Origin of the sequence: Streptomyces purpurogeneiscleroticus (assembly GCF_020024005.1) — a bacterium.
In the GTDB taxonomy this organism is placed as follows: Bacteria; Actinomycetota; Actinomycetes; order Streptomycetales; family Streptomycetaceae; genus Streptomyces; species Streptomyces purpurogeneiscleroticus.
Genome location: NZ_NHSG01000253.1, coordinates 1 through 18,822, shown reverse-complemented (window position 1 = coordinate 18,822; position 18,822 = coordinate 1). Strand labels below are relative to the sequence as shown.

Sequence of the window (18,822 nt, the reverse complement as noted above, 5' to 3'; positions counted from 1 at the left end):
TGTGGTTGGCGACGCGGTACGGGTTGAACCAGGCGTGCAGCTCCAGATCGCGCTCGTGCGCCTCCCGGACGGCGAAGTCCAGCGGGTCCCAGCCGGGGTCGCGGCCCTGGACGCCGGTGAGGTACTGCGACCACGGCTCGTACGGGGAGGGCCACAGCGCGTCGGCGGTGGGGCGTACCTGGAAGATCACCGCGTTCAGCCGGGTGGCGGCCGCCTTGTCGAGGTAGGCCACCAGCTCGGCCTGCTGCTGCGCGGCGGTCAGGCCCGGCTTGGACGGCCAGTCGCGGTTGGCCACGGTCGCCAGCCACATCCCCCGGAACTCCGGCCGGCGGCCGGCCGCACCGCCCCTCCCCTGACCTGCGCTTTCGGTGGGCTGCCCGGCCCCGCCCGGCGTACTCGCCGCCGCGCCCGGCACCCACAGCATCGAGGACGCCGCCCCCAGCGCCGCCACCGTGAAACCCCTCCGCGTAGCACCTCTCCGGGCGATTGTGCCTATTCCGCCTATTCGCCGTAGTCGCATACCACCACCCCTTCCGTCCGGTGCCTCCGGCTCTCCACGCTCAGAATGCCCGCCCCGCCCGCTCCTGCGCACCAGCGCGCGGAGTAACGTCGGGGCCGAGGCGGGCGTCGGACCCTTACGGCCCCCGCCGGTCCCGAAGATCAGCGAAAGGCACGATGTGACCGACATCGAACGCGTCGGAGTGGTCGGCTGCGGCCAGATGGGCGCCGGCATCGCCGAGGTATGTGCGCGGGCCGGCCTGGAGGTCATGGTCGCCGAGACCACCGGCGAGGCCCTGGAAATCGGCCGCACCCGCCTGACCAATTCCCTCGGCAAGGCGGCCGAGCGCGGCAAGATCACCAGTGCGGAGCGCGACGCGACGCTCGCCCGGCTCAGCTTCACCACCGACCTCGGCGAATTCTCCGACCGCGACCTCGTCATCGAGGCGGTCGTGGAGAACGAGCAGGTCAAGACCGAGATCTTCCAGGTGCTCGACCAGGTCGTGACGCGCCCCGACGCGATCCTGGCCTCCAACACCTCCTCCATCCCGCTGGTGAAGCTCGCCGTCGCGACCTCCCGCCCGGAGCAGGTCATCGGCATCCACTTCTTCAACCCGGCACCGGTGCAGAAGCTGGTCGAGATCATCCCGGCGCTCACCACCGGCGAGGAGACCATCAAGCGCGCCGAGGCGCTGGTCCAGAACCACCTGGGCAAGCACGCCATCCGCGCCCAGGACCGCTCCGGCTTCGTCGTCAACGCGCTGCTGATCCCGTACCTGCTCTCCGCGATCCGGATGTTCGAGCAGGGCACGGCGAACCGCGAGGACATCGACAACGGCATGGAGCTGGGCTGCGCCCACCCGATGGGTCCGCTGAAGCTGGCCGACCTGATCGGCCTGGACACCGTCGCCTCGGTCGCCGACTCGATGTACGAGGAGTTCAAGGAGCCGCTGTACGCCGCTCCCCCGCTGCTGCAGCGGATGGTCGACGCGGGCCGGCTGGGCCGCAAGACGGGCTCGGGCTTCTACCCGTACTGAGCGCCCGTACTGAGCGCCTGATCCACGGGGGCGCCGGACGGCGTTGTGAAGGCGTGGGCCGTCCGGCCGTCCGCCGCCGCTCGGGGGGAAAGACGGCGGTCGGACACCGCCGGCGGGCGCCCGTCCGCCGGCTGTCGCCCCCGTGGCCCTGTTGAGTCAACTCCTCGGCGGCCGTGGCCGGGACCGTGTGAAAGGGTCCGGTTCGGGTGCGCGGTTCGCACCCCGTGTGAAGTCCGCACACCCCCCGCCGCAGCCTCGGCCGCACTGAATTCACACGGGGTGTGCGGCGTTGACACGCATATTCCTCCCGCACACTCTCCCGCCCTGCCCCACAAAGCAGTTCACTGTCTGTAGTACAGAAAACACCGAGTTTCCGAGAGGAATGAGGAGCGGACAGTGACCGCCCACCCTGAAACCGAACTGGTGGCCACCGATGTGGCGGAGCTCAGGCGCTGCTGTGACGTGCGCACCGCACGTGTCGACGGCCAGCTCGCCCTGCTCGCGCAGCGCACCGAGAGTTACGAGCGCGACGCGGAGGAACTGGCCAGCAGGCTCACGCAGATTGAACACGGACGGTGGCCACTGCCGTCCGTCGCCGCGCTCACCGGGATCGCGGCCCTGGCGGTCGCCGTGTGGCAGGTGCTGACGAACTGACCGGTGGACCGGCCGGTGGCAGGGGCCACCGGACCTGTCCGGCACCGGGCGGCGCCCGCCCAAGACCCTGACGGGCGCGCCCGGCCGGGGCTCAGCCCAGGCGGAGATGGTGCAGCATCAGCAGCGCCGCCGCCATGTTGGCGGCCGGCACCTCACCCCGCGCCACCATGTCCGGCACGAGCTTGAGCGGTACCCACTCCCGCCGGTCGGACTCGAAGTCGTCCTCGGGGTGGCCGACGTACTCGGCCCGGTCGGACCAGTAGATGTGGTGCACGGCGTCCGTGAGGCCGTTGGACGGCTCCACGGACAGCAGATGGGTCAGGGGCCCGGGCCGCCAGCCGGTCTCCTCCTCCATCTCGCGGGCGGCCGCGACGGCGACGTCCTCGCCGTCCTCGACCACCCCGGCGGCCAGCTCCCAGCCCCAGGTGTCGGTGATGAAACGGTGCCGCCACAGCAGCAGCACCTCGTTCGCCTCGTTGACCACCGTGGCCACCGCCACGGCCCGCATCCGGATCAGGTAGTGGTCCAGATGCCGCCCGTCCGGGAGCTCCACATCAGCGAGGTTGACCCGGAACCAGCGGTTCTCGTACACGGTCTGCTCCATGAGATTTTTCCATCGCACGTGCCTGCCACCTTCCGCCGAAGAGATGGCACGTGGACACGAGCCATCCGTCAGAGCGGAACGCGCAACGCCTCATCGATCAAGTCGGCCGCGGCGTCGGTGGCGCTGCTTCCGGTGCCGGCAAGGAGCTCGCGTACCGCCCGCAGGCGGTCCCGTAACCGCTGCGACTCCATGCCCCGTGCCTGTTCCGCCATCTGCGTCGCGCTGGCCACGGCCTTTTCGGCCTCTCCCTGTCTCAGCTCGATGTGCGCGAGGATGGCGAGCCGGTGCACCCTGCCGCGGTCGTGCGCGGGGGTGTCGACGGCGGCGGTGGCCTGTTCCTGTGCGGCCCGCAGGTCGCCCAGGCTGAGCAGCGCCTCCGCCACCTGTACGTTGACCAGGCCCGGCTGGACGTAGCCGGTCTCGTCCGGCTCCAGGCGCGGCCGGATCCGCTCCGCCGCGGCCTCGGCGCGGCGGATGCAGGACAGCGCGCCGGCGCCGTCGCCCAGCCGCGCGTACGCCTTCGCCTGCATCGCGTACAGGTCGGTGGCCAGCGCCGCGGTGATGTGCGGGCCCGCCGCGCGCAGTGCCGCCTCGGCGAAGGCGACCGCCTGGCGGTACTCGCGGGTGAACAGCGACTGGTTCACCAGCAGCGCGATGATGTACGCGCCGAGCCCCCGGTCGCCGCTGGCCTTGGCCAGCCGCAGCGCCTGGTGGAAGTAGCGCTGCGCGAGCCCGAAGGCGTCCGAGTCGTACGCGCAGATGCCGGCCACGGCGACCAGCCCGCCGGTGGCGCGGTGCAGCTGACGCCCCGTGGCGTCGGTGTAGCTGCCGCGCAGCAGCGGCGCCGCCTCGGTGTTGAGGAAGCCGACGATGCGCGCTCTGGTCGCGACGCCGCCGGCCTTGCGGTACATCTGCTCGTAGTGCGTGCGCGCCGAGCGCAGCATCTCGATGTCGGCCATGGACACCCGGGTCAGGCCGCTCCGCGAGACGTCGGAGTCCTCCGGTGGGTTCTCCCACTCCCATACGGGCATGACCGCCGAAGTCCCGGTCAGCGCGGGCGCGCTGAGGACGTGCGGGCGCTGCTGCTCGTCGGAGCGCCACAGGGCGGTGGCCCGCTCGACGAAGCCGGAGAGCGGGGTGTCGGCGGCACGGCGGGTGCCGGGCCGGCTCAGCCCGATGTCGTCCAGGCCGACCGGGCGGTGCAGCCGGTCGCTGAGGATCTCGCAGATCAGGTCGGGGACCTGGCCGCGCGGCCGCTGGCCCTTCAGCCAGCGGGCCACGGCGGTGTGTTCGTACCGCAGGGACAGGCCGCGCCGGCGGCCGAGCTGGTTGATGTGCACGGCCAGCCCGGCGTGCGAGATGCCCGCCTCGTCCAGGATCGCATCGAGCAGGGTATTGGGCTCCATGGCCCCCTCCTGATCCGCGCCCTCGCCCGTCGCGGGCGCGCTTCGCCTCATCATCAGCGTAATCAGGGGAAGTTCACACGGGGTGTGAACGGCGGGGGCCCCGTTCGGCGGGGCGGCGTCACGCGGGGACGTGCGGGCGGTCCTCGGCGAGGGCCAGCAGGGCGACGTCGTCGGTGAGCCGGCCGCCCGCGTGCCGGACGATCCGGTCGCGCACGGCGGCGACGAGGGCGCAGGGGGCGAGCGGGCGCGTGGCGGCCCCGGACAGGCACGCGAGCAGTTCCGTGCGGAGCGGGAAGAACGCCCCGTGCGCGTCGCGGGCGTCCTCGGCGCCGTCCGTGTACAGCAGCAGCCCCTCGCGGCCGGCCAGCCGCCCGGGCAGCGGGTGGAGCCGCTCGGGGAGCGGGAACAGGCCGAGCGGGGGCAGCGGTTCGTCCTGCGCGACCGGCTCGGCCGTGCCGCTGCCGAACCGGTAGGGCCAGGGGTGGCCGCAGTTCAGTGCGGTGTACTCGCCGCCATGCGCGACCTGGAGCAGCAGTACGGTGACGAACTCCTCGGCGGCGTCCGCGTCTTCGGCTTCCGCCGCTCCGGACCGCCCGGCCAGGTGCCGCGCCAGCGCGCGGTCCAGGCGGCGTAACACCCCCGACAGTTCCGGCTCGTCGTGTGCGGCCTCGCGGAAGCAGCCGAGCATGGCGGAGACCGTTCCGACGGCCGCCAGGCCGTGGCCGCGCACATCACCGATGACGACCCGCAGGCCGTACCGCGTCGGCACCGCGTCGTACAGGTCGCCGCCGATGAGCGCGCCCTCGCCCGCCGACAGGTGCCCGGCGGCGACCCGGATGGAGCCGATCCGCTCCGGCAGCGGGCGCAGCACGAGCCGCTGCGCCGCCTCCGCGACGTCCCGGGTGCGCGCGAGCTCGCGGAGCAGCCGCGCCCGCCGCCCCGCCGACAGATAGCTGGCCGCGACCACGGCGAGGATCGCGGCGCAGGTGCCCAGCCGGGTCGCGGTCGTGGTGTCCTGGCCGGCCGCGCCGAGCGGCACGAGGGCGATCAGCGCGCACAGGCCGCCGAGCACGACGCACTCCCGGCGGCCGGTGCCGGCGCAGGCGATGGCCGGGGCGGCGGCGAGCAGTTGGAGTGGCTGGGTGTGGCCGGTACCGGCCAGTTCCCAGGTGAGGATCGCGGCCACCCAGATCCCGGGGAGCACGAGGACGAGCAGCCGGCGCATGAAGCCGCCGAACGTTTCTCCCGCCACGGGCGGCAGCGGCCGCCACGCCCACGTGCGGTTCATCCGGATGGTCTCCCTCGGCCGTACCGTCGCGTGGTCGCGTGCCGACGCATAAATGCTCCACGGCGTGATCGATTCTGGCGACGCCGGGTGGCGGGCCGGCCACCCAGCGCCGCCCTCTCACCCGATCGAGTGACGAGCGAGGTTGACGCCACCCGGAGGCCGTCCGACCGAAACGGGCACGGAAAAGCGGGGGCGGTACCGGTCGGAACCGGTACCGCCCCCGCTCCGGGGTGCTTCCTCAGCCGCGCAGGCTCGCGCCCGTGCGCTCCACCGCCGCCGCCACGGCCGCGTCACGGGCCGCGGTGGCCTCGTCGGCGGTCAGCGTGCGGTCGGCCGCGCGGAAGCGCAGCGCGTACGCCAGGGACTTCTTGCCCTCGCCGACCTGCTCGCCGGTGAAGACGTCGAACAGCCGCAGGTCCTCCAGCAGTTCACCGGCGCCGGACCGCAGCGCGGCCTCGACGTCGGCGGCCGGGACCGCGGAGTCGACGATCAGCGCGACGTCCTGGGTGGCGACCGGGAAGGTGGAGATCCGCGGCGCGGGCACCACACCCGCACCGGCCCGCTCCAGGCGGTCCAGGTCGATCTCCATGGCGGCGGTCCGCTCCGGCAGGCCGAGCGCCTTGATGACGCGCGGGTGCAGCTCACCGGCGTTGCCGACGAGCACCTCCTCGCCGTCCACGACCGCGAGCAGCGCGGCGCAGCGGCCCGGGTGCCAGGGCGCGTGCTGGTCCTGGCGGACGATCAGCTCGACGCCGGCCTCACGGGCCACCAGGCGGCCCGCCTCGACGGCGTCGGCCCAGGTCGCCGGGCGGCCCTTGCCCCACCAGCCGGCCTGCTCGCGGGCGCCCGCGAGGACCACGGCGGCGCGGCGCGGCTGCTCGGGCAGCGCGGCATTCAGCGCGGCGATCTCCGCGTCGGTCGGGCGGCGGTCGACGGGCAGCCGGGCGGCCGGCTTCTCGTCACCGGTCGGCCGGAAGACCAGGCCGGTCTCGAAGAGCGCCAGGTCGTGCGAGCCACGGCCGTCGTTGCGGCGCAGCGCCGACAGCAGGCCCGGCAGCAGCGTCGTACGGAGCGAGGGCTCCTCGTCCGAGAGCGGGTTGACCAGCTTCACCGTGCGGCGGCGCGGGTCGTCGGCCTCGATGCCGAGCTGGTCGAGCACGGCCTCGCCGATGAACGGGTAGTTCAGCGCCTCGACGTAGCCGGCGCCGGCCAGCGCGCGGCCGGCCCGGCGGTGCAGCCGCTGCCGCTCGGTCAGGCCGGTGCCCGCGGGCGGCGTGGGCAGCGTGGAGGGCAGGTTCTCGTAGCCCTCCAGCCGGATGACCTCTTCGGCGAGGTCGTTCGGGTCGGTCAGGTCGGGGCGCCAGGACGGCACCGTGACCATGAGCTCGTCCTGGCCGTACACGTCGCAGCCGACCTGCTGGAGGCGGCGGACGACGGTCTCGCGGCCGTACGCCACGCCCGCGACCTTGTCCGGGTGGTCCGCCGGGATGGTGATCGTGTGCGGCCCGCTGGGCGCCACGATCTCCGTCACGCCGGCCTCGGCGGTGCCGCCCGCGAGCAGGACGAGCAGGTCGACGGTCCGCTGCGCGGCGGCGGACGCGGCCTCCGGGTCCACGCCGCGCTCGAAGCGCTTGGACGCCTCGGAGGACAGCTTGTGACGGCGGGCCGTGCGCGCGATCGCGAGCGGGTTGAAGTGCGCCGCCTCGATGACGACGTCGGTGGTGCCCCGCACCGCACCGGTCTCCGGGTCGGCCCCGTGGTCGGCGATCTCGGTGTTGGCGCCGCCCATGACGCCCGCCAGGCCGATCGGCCCGCGGTCGTCGGTGATGACCAGGTCCTCGGCGTCCAGGACGCGCTTCGTGCCGTCCAGCGTCGTGATCTTCTCGCCGGGCTCGGCGCGGCGGACCCCGATCGTGCCCTCGACGAGGGAGCGGTCGTAGGCGTGCAGCGGCTGGCCCAGTTCGAGCATCACGTAGTTGGTGACGTCGACGGCGAGCGAGATCGGCCGCATGCCGGCCTTCTGCAGACGGCGCTGCAGCCAGATCGGCGAGCGCGCCTCGGGCTGGAGGCCCACGACCGTACGGGCGGTGAAGCGGTCGCAGCCGATCGGGTCGGTGACCTTGACCGGGTAGCCGTAGCTGTTCGGCGGCGGCACGTCCAGCAGCGCCGGGTCGCGCAGCGGCAGGCCGTACGCGGTCGCGGTCTCGCGGGCCACGCCGCGCATCGACAGGCAGTAGCCGCGGTCCGGGGTGACGGCGATGTCCAGCACCTCGTCGACCAGCTGCAGCAGCTCGATCGCGTCGGTGCCGACCTCGTACTCCGGAGGCAGCACGATGATGCCGCCGCTGCCGTCGTCGCCCATGCCCAGCTCGTCGCCGGAGCAGATCATGCCGTGCGACTTCTTGCCGTACGTCTTGCGCGCGGAGATCTTGAAGCCGCCGGGCAGCGTGGCGCCCGGGAGGACCACGACGACCTTGTCGCCGACGGCGAAGTTGCGCGCGCCGCAGACGATCTCCTGCGGCTCGCCGGTGCCGTTGGCCTGGCCGACGTCGACCGTGCAGAAGCGGATCGGCTTCTTGAAGCCCTCCAGCTCCTCGATCGTCAGCACCTGGCCGACGACCAGCGGACCCTCGATGCCGGCGCCCAGCTGCTCGACGGTCTCCACCTCCAGACCGGAGGCAATCAGCTTGGTCTGCACGTCACGACCGGACTCACCGGCCGGCAGGTCGACGTACTCCCGCAGCCAAGAAAGCGGGACCCGCATCAGATCTCCATCCCGAAAGGCCGGGTGAAGCGCACGTCACCCTCGACCATGTCTCGCATGTCCTCGACGTTGTGGCGGAACATCAGCATCCGCTCGATGCCGAACCCGAAGGCGAATCCGCTGTACTTCTCCGGGTCGACGCCGCAGGCGGTCAGCACCCGCGGGTTGACCATGCCGCAGCCGCCCAGCTCGATCCAGCCCTCGCTGGAGCAGGTGCGGCAGGGCGCGTCCGGATTGCCCACGGACGCGCCGCGGCACACGTAGCACACCATGTCCATCTCGGCGGACGGCTCGGTGAACGGGAAGTAGTTCGGGCGCAGCCGGGTCTCCATGCCCTCACCGAAGAGCGCCCGGACCATGTGGTCCAGGGTGCCCTTGAGGTCCGCCATGGTCAGGCCCTCGTCGATGGCGAGCAGCTCGACCTGGTTGAAGACCGGGGTGTGGGTCGCGTCCAGCTCGTCGGTGCGGTAGACGCGGCCCGGGCAGATGACGTAGAGCGGCGGCTCGCGGTCCAGCATCGAGCGGATCTGCACCGGCGAGGTGTGCGTGCGCAGCACCACACCGGTCTGCTTCTCGTCGCCGTCGGCGGCCGACTCGACGAAGAAGGTGTCCTGCATCGTGCGGGCCGGGTGGTCCGGGGCGATGTTCAGCGCGTCGAAGTTCAGCCACTCGGACTCGACCTCGGGGCCCTCGGCGACGGAGTAGCCCATCGCCACGAAGACGTCCTCGATGCGCTCCGAGAGGGTGGTGAGCGGGTGCCGGGCGCCGGCCTGTACGCGGTCGTACGGCAGCGTGACGTCCACCGCCTCCTCGACCAGTACGCGGGCGTCCCGCTCGGCCTCCAGCTCCTCCTGGCGGACCTTGAGGGCCTGGTTCACGCGGCCGCGGGCCTGGCCGACGCGCTTGCCGGCGTCCGCCTTGGCGTGCGGGGGCAGGGCGCCGATCTCCCGGTTGGCGAGCGCGAGCGGCGAGGTGCCGCCGGTGTGGGCGGTCTTCGCGTGAGCGAGCTCGTCGAGGTCGGTCGCGGCGGCGAACGCGGCGAGCGCCTCGCTCTGCATGCGCTCGATCTCTTCCGGTTTCAGGGCCTCGACCTCAACAGGGTCGTACGACTTATTGGGTGCGGACATCTCTTCCCGTGCTTCCGGTGGTCTTGGCGCGCGGCTTGCCCCCGACGCTTGAATGCCAAAGGTGCCAAAGGTCAAGTCTAAGGGGCATCGCTGCCACGCCTCACCGACGCCCCAGGCAGGACGGCGCCCGTCGGTCCCGCTCAGGCCATGAAGGCCGGGGTGCCGACGGGCAGGGTAAATCGGAACTGCGCGCCGCCGGCCGGGGCCCGGCCGACCGTGATCGTGCCGCCGTGGGCCTCGACGATGCCCTTGACGATGTACAGGCCCAGGCCGGTGCCGCCGCGCTTGCTGCCCCGCCAGAAGCGGGTGAAGACGCGGCTCATCGACTCCTCGGGGATGCCGGGGCCCTCGTCGCTCACGGTGACGGTCGTTCCCTCCGCGCCGGTCGTCATGGGTGTCGGTGCCACTTCGATGGTGACCGTTCCCTCGCCGTGCCGCACCGCATTTTCCAGCAGGTTGCCCAGTACCTGATCAACCTTGTCCGGATCGGCCCACATCTCGGGGAGCGGTTCCAGTATGCGGATCAGGAAGCGGTCCGGGCGCTGGCCCGCCGTGGTCTGCGCCTGGACGTGCCGCCGTACCGCCGAGGCCATGTCGACCCGCTGCCGGCGCACCTCGAGACGCCCCGAGTCGATCCGCGAGATGTCCAGCAGCTCGGCGATCAGCCGCGTCACACGGTTCGCGTCCGCGTCGACCGTCTCCAGCATCAGCCGCTTCTGGTCGTCGGTGAACCGCTCCCACTTCTGCAGCAGGGTCGCGGTGAAGCCCTTCACGGAGGTCAGCGGCGAGCGCAGCTCGTGCGCGACGGTGGCGATCAGCTCGGCGTGGCTCAGCTCCGTACGCCGCCGCGCCTCGGTGCCGCGCAGCGTGACGACCAGCCGCCGCACCGTGCCCAGCGGCCGGTCGCGTACGTACCGTGCGGAGACCAGCAGCTCCCGGCTGCCGAGCAGCAGATTGCGCTCCGGCTGGCCGGTGCGGATGGCCAGCCCGCCGTACGGGTCGGTGAGCTGCCACCAGCGGCGGCCCTCCATGTCCTGCAGCGGCAGCGCGCTCTCCAGGGGCAGCCCCAGTACGTCGCCGGGGTCAACGGCCGTCAGCCGGGCTGCGGCGGCGTTGAAGCACACCACCCGGCCGCTCTCGTCGGCCACCACCAGACCGTCGGGCAGCTCGTCCGGTACCAGCCCGGCGGCCGTGGCGGCCGGGTCGTACGGGAGTGGAGGGTTCTCGCCGGGGTCGCCCGAGAGACAGATGTCCACCACGGACGCGCGTGTGCCGGAAGTCCGCACATTCATCCCGCTGCCCCCTTCCGGTGTGGGCACGCCACCCTACTAGCCCGCGGCGGTGGAGCGGCACCCTCCGGCCGTGCGCTGGGCGCGCGCGGAGGCGTACAGGCACACCGCGGCCGCGGTCGCGAGGTTCAGGCTCTCGGCCTTGCCGTGGATGGGCACCCGCACGACGGCGTCCGCGAGCGCGCGGGTCTCCTCCGGGAGTCCCCATGCCTCGTTGCCGAAGATCCAGGCCGACGGACCGCCCATGGTCCCCGCGTCCAGCTCCGCGTCCAGGTCGTCCTCCCCCGCACCGTCCGCCGCCAGGATCCGCACGCCCACGCCCTTGAGCCCGTCGACGACCCGCTCGACCGGCACGCCGACCGCCACCGGCAGGTGGAAGAGCGAGCCGACGGAGGCACGTACGGACTTGGGGTTGTACAGGTCGACGGAGGCGTCGGTGAGCACCACGGCGTCGGCGCCCGCGGCGTCCGCGCAGCGCAGTACCGTACCGGCGTTCCCGGGGTCACGGACGTTGGCCAGCACCGCGACCAGCTTGGGCCGCGCGGCCAGGATCTCCTCGAACGGCGAGTCCAGGAAGCGGCAGACGCCGACCAGGCCCTGCGGGGTCACGGTCTGCGAGAGGTCGGCGATGGTGTCGTCGTCGGCGAGCAGCACGCGCACCCCGGCGTCCTGGGCCGCGGCCACGATGGCCTCGTGCCGCTCGGCGGCCTCGGGCGTGGCGAAGACCTCGATCAGGGTCGGCTCGCCGCCACTGCTGTGCCGTACGGCCTCTCTGACCGCCTGCGGCCCCTCGGCGATGAACCGGCGCTCCTTGCCGCGGAAATTGCGGCGGGCCAGCCGCCGGGCGGCGGCGACGCGTGCGGAACGCGGGGAGATCAGCTCGGGGGTGCCCATGGGCGGCGGCTCGCTTCGTCGTAAAGGGATGACGGGACGGTGGTGCAAAACGGCGGCGGACCCGCAGGCCGGGGGCCTGCGGGTCCGCTCGACGACTTCCTCAGGCTGAGGTTCAGGCAGCCTTGGGAGCGTTCACGTCGCTCGGCAGCGCCTTCTGCGCCACCTCGACCAGCGCGGCGAACGCGTTCTGGTCGTTGACCGCGAGGTCGGCCAGGATCTTGCGGTCCACCTCGATGTTGGCGGCCTTCAGACCCTGGATGAAGCGGTTGTAGGTCATGCCGTTGGCGCGGGCAGCGGCGTTGATGCGCTGGATCCACAGCTGACGGAAGTCGCCCTTGCGCTTCTTGCGGTCGTTGTAGTTGTAGACGAAGGAGTGGGTGACCTGCTCCTTGGCCTTGCGGTAGAGGCGCGACCGCTGGCCGCGGTAGCCGCTGGCCTGCTCGAGGATCGCCCGGCGCTTCTTGTGGGCGTTGACTGCCCGCTTGACGCGTGCCACTTGTTAACTCCTTGTAGCGGGGCCGTGGTGGTCGGCACACGGCCCGATTCGAATCAGGTCCCGGTCTGGGTCGCGCGCCGCCTTCACAGGGGCGCGGCGACTCACTTGCCGAGAAGCTTCTTGATCTTCTTGGCGTCGCCCGGGGCCATCTCGGCGTTGCCGGTGAGGCGACGCGTCAGCTTGGACGACTTGTGCTCGAGCAGGTGGCGCTTGCCGGCGCGCTCGCGCAGCACCTTGCCGGAGCCGGTGACCTTGAAGCGCTTGCTGGAGCCGCTGTGCGTCTTGTTCTTCGGCATGCGCCGTTCTCTCCTCGTCAGTGGCGCTCCCGCCGGCCGGTGGGCCGGCATACGGGAGCGTCAGTTGTTTCGGTTGGTGTCCGGGGCGGTGACCCCGGCGCGCTCCGGGGCGTACGCCCCTGGATCACGCCTCGGCGGGCTCCTCGGCGGCCTGCTCCTGCTCGGCAGGGGCAACACCCTGGCGCTCCGCCTTGCGGGCGGCCTGCGCCTCGCGGGCCTCGGCCATCGCCTCGGTCTTCTTCTTGTGCGGACCGAGGACCATGATCATGTTCCGGCCGTCCTGCTTCGGGTTCGACTCGACGAAACCGAGGTCCTGGACATCCTCCGCGAGCCGCTGCAGCAGCCGGAAACCGAGCTCCGGACGGGACTGCTCGCGACCACGGAACATGATCGTGATCTTGACCTTGTCACCCTGCTTGAGGAACCGGACGACGTGACCCTTCTTGGTGTCATAGTCGTGCGGGTCGATCTTCGGCCGGAGCTTCATCTCCTTGATGACCGTGTGCGCCTGGTTCTTGCGCGCTTCACGGGCCTTCATGGCCGACTCGTACTTGAACTTTCCGTAGTCCATGAGCTTGCAGACCGGCGGACGGGCGTTCGCCGCCACCTCGACCAGGTCGAGGTCGTACTCCTGCGCAAGCTCCAGGGCCTTGGCAAGCGGCACAATGCCGACCTGCTCGCCACTGGGACCGACGAGTCGCACCTCGGGGACGCGAATCCGGTCGTTGATGCGGGGCTCGGCGCTGATGGATCCTCCTCGGTTTAGCACCACACGACCGCCTGGCGGACAGCCGCGTAACGTCTTTTCGGTGTGACCATCTCGCCGGAACACGCAAAAAACGCCCCGGACGGGACACACGCGGGGCTCCTCAAAAAGATCGGGGAGCACCGCCGCGATGTCACCGCGGGGCGCAGCCTGACCGTGACCCGCCTGCCCTGGGGGCTGGAATCGGGTGGGAGATCGGAGCCTCCACTTGTGGGCCGGACACATAGGTGACCGGCCGGTCGAAGTCAATGGTACATGACCCGGGCGGTACCTGTACCGGCCTCCGCTCGTACGGCCTCCGGCGGGCGCGCGGGGCGCCGCCCCACGCGCGGGCGCGGGCGCGCCTGGGCCTACTCTGAGGGCAGCGCACCGGCCGCACGGAGCGGGCGCACCGATCGTACGGACAGATAGAGAGCCATGAGCGACGCCACCCCTCCCTCCTCCGACCCCGCAGCCGCCCCGGACGCGCAGCCCGCGGACTTCGACGCGATGACCCGCGACATCGCGGACGTGCCGGCCGTCGAGGTGATCACGACGGTCGCGGTGCACCTGATGAGCTCGGCCGCGGTCAACCTCGGCCTCGCCGAGGAGGGCGAGCAGCACAAGGACCTGGACGAGGCACGCAAGCTGATCCACGCGCTGGCCGGGCTGGTGACCGCGAGCGCCACGGAGATCGGCTCGTACCACGCGGCGCCGCTCCGGGACGGGCTGAAGTCGCTGCAGCTGGCCTTCCGCGAGGCGTCGGTGGTGCCGGACGAGCCGGGGCAGGGGCCGGGCGAGAAGTACACGGGCCCGGTGTTCGGCTGAGCGGCCCGCGCCGGAAACGTATGACGGTGGCCCCCCGATCCGTGGATCGGGGGGCCACCGTCATGAGGCCGTCCGTGAGGTCAGAGCGCCGAGCGTTCGTCGGCCGGCGGTTCCGTGTCGGCCGGGGGACGCAGCGGGCTGTACGGGGTGTGGGTGAGCCGGTGGGCCAGGGCCGCCAGCACGCCGCCGATCAGCGGCGCGACGATGAACAGCCACAGCTGGGAGAGCGCGCCGCCGCCCGCGAAGAGCGCCGGGCCGAAGCTCCGGGCCGGGTTCACGGACGTACCGGTGAGCGGGATGCCGATGAGGTGGATGGTGGCCAGCGCGATGCCGATGGCCAGGCCGTCGAAGCCGACCAGGGCGACCTTGTGGGTGACCGCGAGGACGACGAAGACCAGCAGGAACGTGAGCACGATCTCGGCGACGAACGCGCCGCCGAGGTTGATGTGCACGGCCGAGCGGTCGGCGAAGCCGTTGCTGCCGAAGGCGCCGTCGGTCTTCAGGCCCGGCACCTGCTTGGCCACCAGGAAGAGCAGCGCGGCGCCGACGATGCCGCCCAGCAGCTGGGCGATCCAGTACTCGACGGCCGTACGGACGGTGATGCGGTGGGCCACCAGCATCCCGAGCGTCACCGCGGGATTGACGTGGCAGCCGGAGATGGGGCCGAGCGCGTAGGCCAGGGCCAGCAGTGTGAAGCCGAAGGACAGGGCGATGCCGAAGGTCCCGATGTACTCCCCGGCCAGCACGGCAGAGCCGACCGCGAAGAACACCAGGAGCAGCGTGCCGAGGAACTCGGCTACGACCGAGCGGGTCTCCGGGGTGTCCATGGAGGGGCCTTCCTCGAAGGGATCTTGCACCTGTTGCGATTGTGCGTCCGTCCCGAGGTACGCGCCTGTTGAAGCGTCGCCCGAAGCTCCTGGTGGCGGCCGTTCAGCGGCTGAAGAGCGGGGCGCCCTGCGGGGCCGCGTCCGGTGCCAGGAGGGCCAGGTCGAGGCCCTTCACCAGGCGCTCGCGCAGCACGTCGTCCGAGGCCAGGGCGGTGGCCAGGCGCTGCGCGACCTCGCCGGCCGGGGCGTCGGGGGCGAGGCCGAGGGCGAGCGTGGCATCGGTGTCGGCGGACGGCGCCAGATGGGCGATCCGGACCCCGGGCTCGTTCTCGAGGACCGCCCGCAGCGCCTCGGTGACGGCGGGGTCGGCGAGCGGGTCGACGGTGGTCCGGCCCTCGGCGAGGGCGCGCAGGGCCGCGCCGGTGAGCGGGTACGTCACGGGGCCCGCGACGTCCACGACGACCGTGTCGGCCTTCTCGTGCGAGGCGGCGAGCAGCGCCTGCTGGAGCGGTACCGCGACGGGGCGGGCGTCCGGGCGCCAGCGGTGCAGGGTCTCGATCGACGTGAAGGCGGGGAGCGCGCGGCGGCCGTCCGGGGCCTGGAGGGTCGGCACGGCCATGTCGCTGGTCTTCTCGCGCTGGAGCCCGTCCGGGCCGGTCTCCACCTCGCCCAGCAGGGCCACCACCGGTACGAGCAGGCGGGCGCCGCGGAGGGCCGCGAGCAGCCGGGGCTCGGCGGCGCGGTCGGCGGACCAGGCGGCGAGGGCCGCGGTCAGCTCGGGGTCGGCGGTGCCGTCGTCGTCGGAGAAGCCGGGGTCCGGGATGTTCTTCAGCGTCACGCGGTTGAGCCTATCGGCAGGGGGCGGGCGGGCTTGGGCGGGTGCCCAGCGGTTCTGTGCGTCGGGGTGCGCCCCGGTGACGGTGTCCTCAAACGCCGGACGGGCTGGTTTTGTCAGGTGCGGCGCCGCCACAGGATCACTGCGGCCGCCACCAGTGCTGCGCCCGCGGCCGTTGCCGTCCAGGGGAGCCAGGAGCCGGTGCTGTTCGACGCGTGTCCGTCGGGTCCCGGGCCGAAGTAGCGCTTCGTGTACGTGGCGCGGGCGTCGGCCACCGGCTTGGCGGGGGCGCCCTTCTTGATGGCCGCCGCGGGGTCAACCAGGCCGGCACCCAGTTCGTCGCTGCGACCACTGGCGGGGCCGTCCTGGGCGGTTTCGGTGAGGAGCTGCTTGATCTCGGCGGGCCGCAGGCCGGGGTGGGCCGCGCGTACCAGGGCGACCGCGCCCGAGACGTACGCGGCGGCGGCGCTCGTGCCCCAGCCCTCGTAGTACTTGCGGTCCGGGTTGGCGATGACGACGTCGACACCGGGGCCGCTGACCGTGGCGTACCAGCGGCGGGTGGAGAAGCGGGCGCGGGTGCCGTAACGGTCCACCGCGGTCACCGCGATCACGCCGGGGTAGGCCGCCGGGTAGGAGACGTGGTCGCCGTGCTGGCCGCCGTTGCCCGCGGAGGCGACGACCGGGACGCCCTTGCGCAGCGCGTACTGGACGGCGGCGTCCTCGCGCGGCTCCGGGTGTGCCGAGTCGCTGTCGTCGCCGAGGGAGAGGTTGATGACGTCGGCACCGTGGTCGACGGCCCAGCGGATGCCGTCGGCGAGGGCGTTGGCGCGCTCGGTGCGGGCCTTCTTCCGCTCCGGGTCCGCGTCTTCGAGGATCACGCGGACGGGGAGGATCTTCGCCTCGGGCGCGATGCCGAGCACGCCGTCGGACTGGCCGTGGCCGTGCCCGGCGATGATGCCGGACATCGCCGTGCCGTGGTCCGCCCAGGTCTTGTCGCCGCGCTCGGCGCCGAAGCCGATCAGGTCCTTGCCGGGGAGTACCTGGCCTTTGAGGTCGGGGTGGGTGGCGTCCACGCCGGTGTCGAGGACGGCGACGGTGATGCCGTCCCCCTTGGTGGTCCGCCAGGCGTCCTGTACGTGCAGCGCGTCCAGGGCCCATTCCTGTGTGCGGATGCCGTCGGCCTGCGCGGGCGGGGCCGTGAGGGCCACCACGGCGGCGGTCAGGGCGAGGGCGAGCGCACGGGGCCTGTGCCGAAGGGAGCGCGTCATCCGTCCGCCTCCGTGGCCTTGGCCAGCTGGGTGCGGAAGGTGCGTTCGATGCCGTCCGCGACCCCGGCGGCGTCGTGGCCGAGCCCCGACTGGGCGGGCGCGGAGGTGGCGCCGGTACGGGTGGCCTCGTCGGCCGGCCGCGGGTCGGGCACCGCGCGGCCGTCGGCGAAGCCGGACACCGCGTACACGACGAAGGGCGCGTCGGCCAGCACCTGGACGCTCCAGCTGGCGCGCTGGTCGGGCCCGAACTCCGCGGCGGGCGTGCCGGGAGCGGTGTACGGGCGGGGCATCAGGTCGCGGCGGGCGGCCAGCCGCTCGGCGGTGAACCGCTTGTTCAGGGCGCGCATCCCGGTGAGGTCGGTCCTGGTGGTGACCACTCCGACGGTGATCACGCTGCTGTGGGTCGCGTCCACGTAGTCCGCGCGCAGCAGACGCTTGCAGCCGGCCGGGGCCAGCGCCTTGGCCAGCAGCGGGTCGAACGCCTTGGTGCAGCCGCTGTCGGGCGCGACCGCGATCCGGTGCCAGGTGCGGTCGGCGCCGCCCGGACCGGCGGCCGTGCCGTGCAGGGTCCGCGGGAAGAGGGTGCGTACGGGGACGCTGTGCCACAGGTTGCGGGCGTCGGTGAACGCGGCGGCCTGGTCCCCGTTCGGTCCCCCGGCGAGCCAGCTGCCGGCCGCGGCCCCGCCGATGAGGCCGAGCCCGAGGACGAGGCAGGCAGCGGCGGCGGCCGTCCGCAGCCCGTGGCGGCGCGACGGCTCGGGCACGGACTGCCCGGCGAGGGGCTGCCCGGGAACGGGCTGCCCGGCGGCCCCCGGTGCCGCGACGGCCGGTGCCGCGGAGGCCGGTGTTGCGACGGTGCGCGCCGCGACGGCCGGCGCGGGATTCCCGAGCGGTCCCTTCTCCGGAGGCAGCGGCGTGCGCGCCGCGGCGCGCTGCTGCTGGGGGGACGTTTCCGCTGGAGACGGTCCGGCGGGCCGCGCGGCCGGTGCGGCCTTCTTGGCCGGTGCCTCGGCGCCCTTCGCGCCGTGCCAGCTGGCCGCTCCCTGCGCGAGGTGGAAGGACGCGGTGTCCCGGTAGCCGGGCGGTGCCGGCCGGCTGGGCTTCGGCGGGACCGCGGGCCGGGGCGGAACAGCAGAGGTGTCCGGTGCGGATTCCTCGCGGGCGGCGTCCGAGGCGGCCGGGGCCGGCCGGTACGGCGGTGGCGGCGGTATCGGGGGCACGCGGCGCCGGCCGACATAGTTCGCTTCGGTGCTCACCCGCGCTCCCCCTCGCGCAGTTCGGCCCCGTGCCCGGGCGGCGTGCGGGAACGGGACGGTATGGATCAGACCTGGTGCCGCGGGTCTGCGGGCCGCGGCCTGCGCCACTTTACGGGCTGTCGCGCCCCCGGCCGCAACTCGTGTCCGGTACCGGCCGCCTCCGTGTGTCCGGTCTGTCGCGATCTCTCCCCTACCCTGCGGTAATGCGGTCTGGCAGGCTGCCGTCATGCACCGGCTGACCTCCGAACCCCATGCCTTGGAGGCCCGTTACGACCGGGCCACCGCTCATCTCGACGCACCGCTCGCCGTCGTCGACCTCGCGGCGTTCGATGCCAATGCCGCGGATCTGGTGCGGCGCGCGCACGGCAAGCCGGTGCGGGTGGCGAGCAAGTCCGTGCGCTGCCGGGCCCTGCTGGAACGCGTACTGGCCCGGGACGGGTTCGCCGGGATCATGAGCTTCACGCTCGCGGAGTCGCTCTGGCTGGCCCGCTCCGGCTTCTCCGACGTGCTGTTGGCCTATCCGTCCGCGGACCGGGCCGCGTTCGCCGAGCTGGCGGACGATCCGAAGCTGGCCGCGGCGGTGACGGTACTGGTCGACGACGTGGCGCAGCTGGAGCTGATCGACGCGGCGCGGGGCGGCGGCCGGGCGGAGATCCGGGTCTGTCTTGAGCTGGACACGTCCTTCCGGACGGGGGGCGGCCGGGTACGGG

At 72.8% G+C, this 18,822-nt stretch carries 18 protein-coding genes and 1 pseudogene; 4 read left to right on the top strand and 15 right to left on the bottom strand.

The window, feature by feature from the left end:
* A partial coding sequence (locus tag CCS38_RS16405; protein WP_443742955.1) for a glycoside hydrolase family 10-like protein occupies positions 1-520 on the bottom strand: 520 nt, incomplete at its 3' end.
* Between the two features lie 157 nt (positions 521-677).
* Here CCS38_RS16405 and CCS38_RS16400 point away from each other — a divergent pair.
* The gene (locus CCS38_RS16400; RefSeq protein ID WP_223734020.1) at positions 678-1,535 is read left to right on the top strand and encodes a 3-hydroxybutyryl-CoA dehydrogenase; all 858 of its coding nucleotides are present in this window, start codon (positions 678-680) and stop codon (positions 1,533-1,535) included.
* A gap of 396 nt (positions 1,536-1,931) precedes the next feature.
* Complete coding sequence (locus tag CCS38_RS16395) at positions 1,932-2,189, top strand: hypothetical protein (protein ID WP_223734019.1); 258 nt, start codon at positions 1,932-1,934, stop codon at positions 2,187-2,189.
* Positions 2,190-2,280: 91 nt separating this feature from the next.
* On the opposite strand, the gene CCS38_RS16390 is transcribed toward CCS38_RS16395, so the two are convergent.
* The 10 genes and pseudogenes from CCS38_RS16390 to infC form a co-directional block, all read right to left on the bottom strand.
* Positions 2,281-2,811 (bottom strand): NUDIX hydrolase, encoded by a 531-nt coding sequence (locus CCS38_RS16390; RefSeq protein ID WP_372457089.1) that lies wholly within the window; start codon positions 2,809-2,811, stop codon positions 2,281-2,283.
* Positions 2,812-2,861: 50 nt separating this feature from the next.
* The gene (locus CCS38_RS16385; RefSeq protein ID WP_223734017.1) at positions 2,862-4,199 is read right to left on the bottom strand and encodes an NsdA family TPR-like regulatory protein; all 1,338 of its coding nucleotides are present in this window, start codon (positions 4,197-4,199) and stop codon (positions 2,862-2,864) included.
* A 118-nt stretch (positions 4,200-4,317) separates the two neighbouring features.
* Positions 4,318-5,487 carry a PP2C family protein-serine/threonine phosphatase gene (locus CCS38_RS16380; RefSeq protein ID WP_223734016.1) on the bottom strand — a complete coding sequence of 390 codons (1,170 nt, stop codon included), beginning with the start codon at positions 5,485-5,487 and terminating at the stop codon, positions 4,318-4,320.
* Between the two features lie 238 nt (positions 5,488-5,725).
* Positions 5,726-8,251, bottom strand: coding sequence for a phenylalanine--tRNA ligase subunit beta (gene pheT, locus CCS38_RS16375; protein ID WP_223734015.1), 2,526 nt, complete (start codon positions 8,249-8,251; stop codon positions 5,726-5,728).
* Complete coding sequence (pheS, locus tag CCS38_RS16370) at positions 8,251-9,378, bottom strand: phenylalanine--tRNA ligase subunit alpha (RefSeq protein WP_223734014.1); 1,128 nt, start codon at positions 9,376-9,378, stop codon at positions 8,251-8,253. Before pheS ends, pheT begins: the two co-directional genes overlap by 1 nt.
* Before the next feature lie 140 nt (positions 9,379-9,518).
* Complete coding sequence (locus CCS38_RS16365) at positions 9,519-10,670, bottom strand: sensor histidine kinase (protein WP_223734013.1); 1,152 nt, start codon at positions 10,668-10,670, stop codon at positions 9,519-9,521.
* A gap of 36 nt (positions 10,671-10,706) precedes the next feature.
* Complete coding sequence (locus tag CCS38_RS16360; RefSeq protein ID WP_223734012.1) at positions 10,707-11,561, bottom strand: TrmH family RNA methyltransferase; 855 nt, start codon at positions 11,559-11,561, stop codon at positions 10,707-10,709.
* A gap of 112 nt (positions 11,562-11,673) precedes the next feature.
* Positions 11,674-12,057, bottom strand: a complete 384-nt coding sequence (rplT, locus tag CCS38_RS16355) for a 50S ribosomal protein L20 (RefSeq protein ID WP_030251930.1) — start codon at positions 12,055-12,057, stop codon at positions 11,674-11,676.
* Positions 12,058-12,158: 101 nt separating this feature from the next.
* Positions 12,159-12,353 (bottom strand): 50S ribosomal protein L35, encoded by a 195-nt coding sequence (rpmI, locus tag CCS38_RS16350; protein WP_030616321.1) that lies wholly within the window; start codon positions 12,351-12,353, stop codon positions 12,159-12,161.
* Between the two features lie 124 nt (positions 12,354-12,477).
* Positions 12,478-13,127, bottom strand: a pseudogene (gene infC / locus CCS38_RS16345) (translation initiation factor IF-3).
* Positions 13,128-13,536: 409 nt separating this feature from the next.
* On the opposite strand from infC, the gene CCS38_RS16340 reads away from it, so the two are divergent.
* The gene (locus CCS38_RS16340) at positions 13,537-13,926 is read left to right on the top strand and encodes a DUF1844 domain-containing protein (RefSeq protein WP_223734010.1); all 390 of its coding nucleotides are present in this window, start codon (positions 13,537-13,539) and stop codon (positions 13,924-13,926) included.
* 80 nt (positions 13,927-14,006) lie between these two features.
* Here the strand turns inward: CCS38_RS16340 and CCS38_RS16335 are convergent, their stop codons facing one another.
* The 4 genes from CCS38_RS16335 to CCS38_RS16320 all read right to left on the bottom strand — a co-directional run bounded on the left by CCS38_RS16335 (position 14,007) and on the right by CCS38_RS16320 (position 18,112).
* The gene (locus CCS38_RS16335) at positions 14,007-14,753 is read right to left on the bottom strand and encodes an MIP family channel protein (protein WP_223734009.1); all 747 of its coding nucleotides are present in this window, start codon (positions 14,751-14,753) and stop codon (positions 14,007-14,009) included.
* Positions 14,754-14,856: 103 nt separating this feature from the next.
* Positions 14,857-15,591 (bottom strand): SseB family protein, encoded by a 735-nt coding sequence (locus CCS38_RS16330; RefSeq protein WP_223734008.1) that lies wholly within the window; start codon positions 15,589-15,591, stop codon positions 14,857-14,859.
* Positions 15,592-15,704: 113 nt separating this feature from the next.
* On the bottom strand, positions 15,705-16,856 hold the full coding sequence (gene mycP / locus CCS38_RS16325; protein ID WP_223734007.1) for a type VII secretion-associated serine protease mycosin: 1,152 nt from the start codon (positions 16,854-16,856) through the stop codon (positions 15,705-15,707).
* Complete coding sequence (locus CCS38_RS16320; protein ID WP_223734006.1) at positions 16,853-18,112, bottom strand: hypothetical protein; 1,260 nt, start codon at positions 18,110-18,112, stop codon at positions 16,853-16,855. The genes mycP and CCS38_RS16320 overlap by 4 nt, the downstream gene beginning before the upstream one ends.
* Positions 18,113-18,338: 226 nt before the next feature.
* Between CCS38_RS16320 and CCS38_RS16315 the strand changes: the two genes are divergently transcribed.
* The coding region (locus CCS38_RS16315) for an alanine racemase (protein WP_223734005.1) at positions 18,339-18,822 on the top strand (484 nt) is incomplete at its 3' end.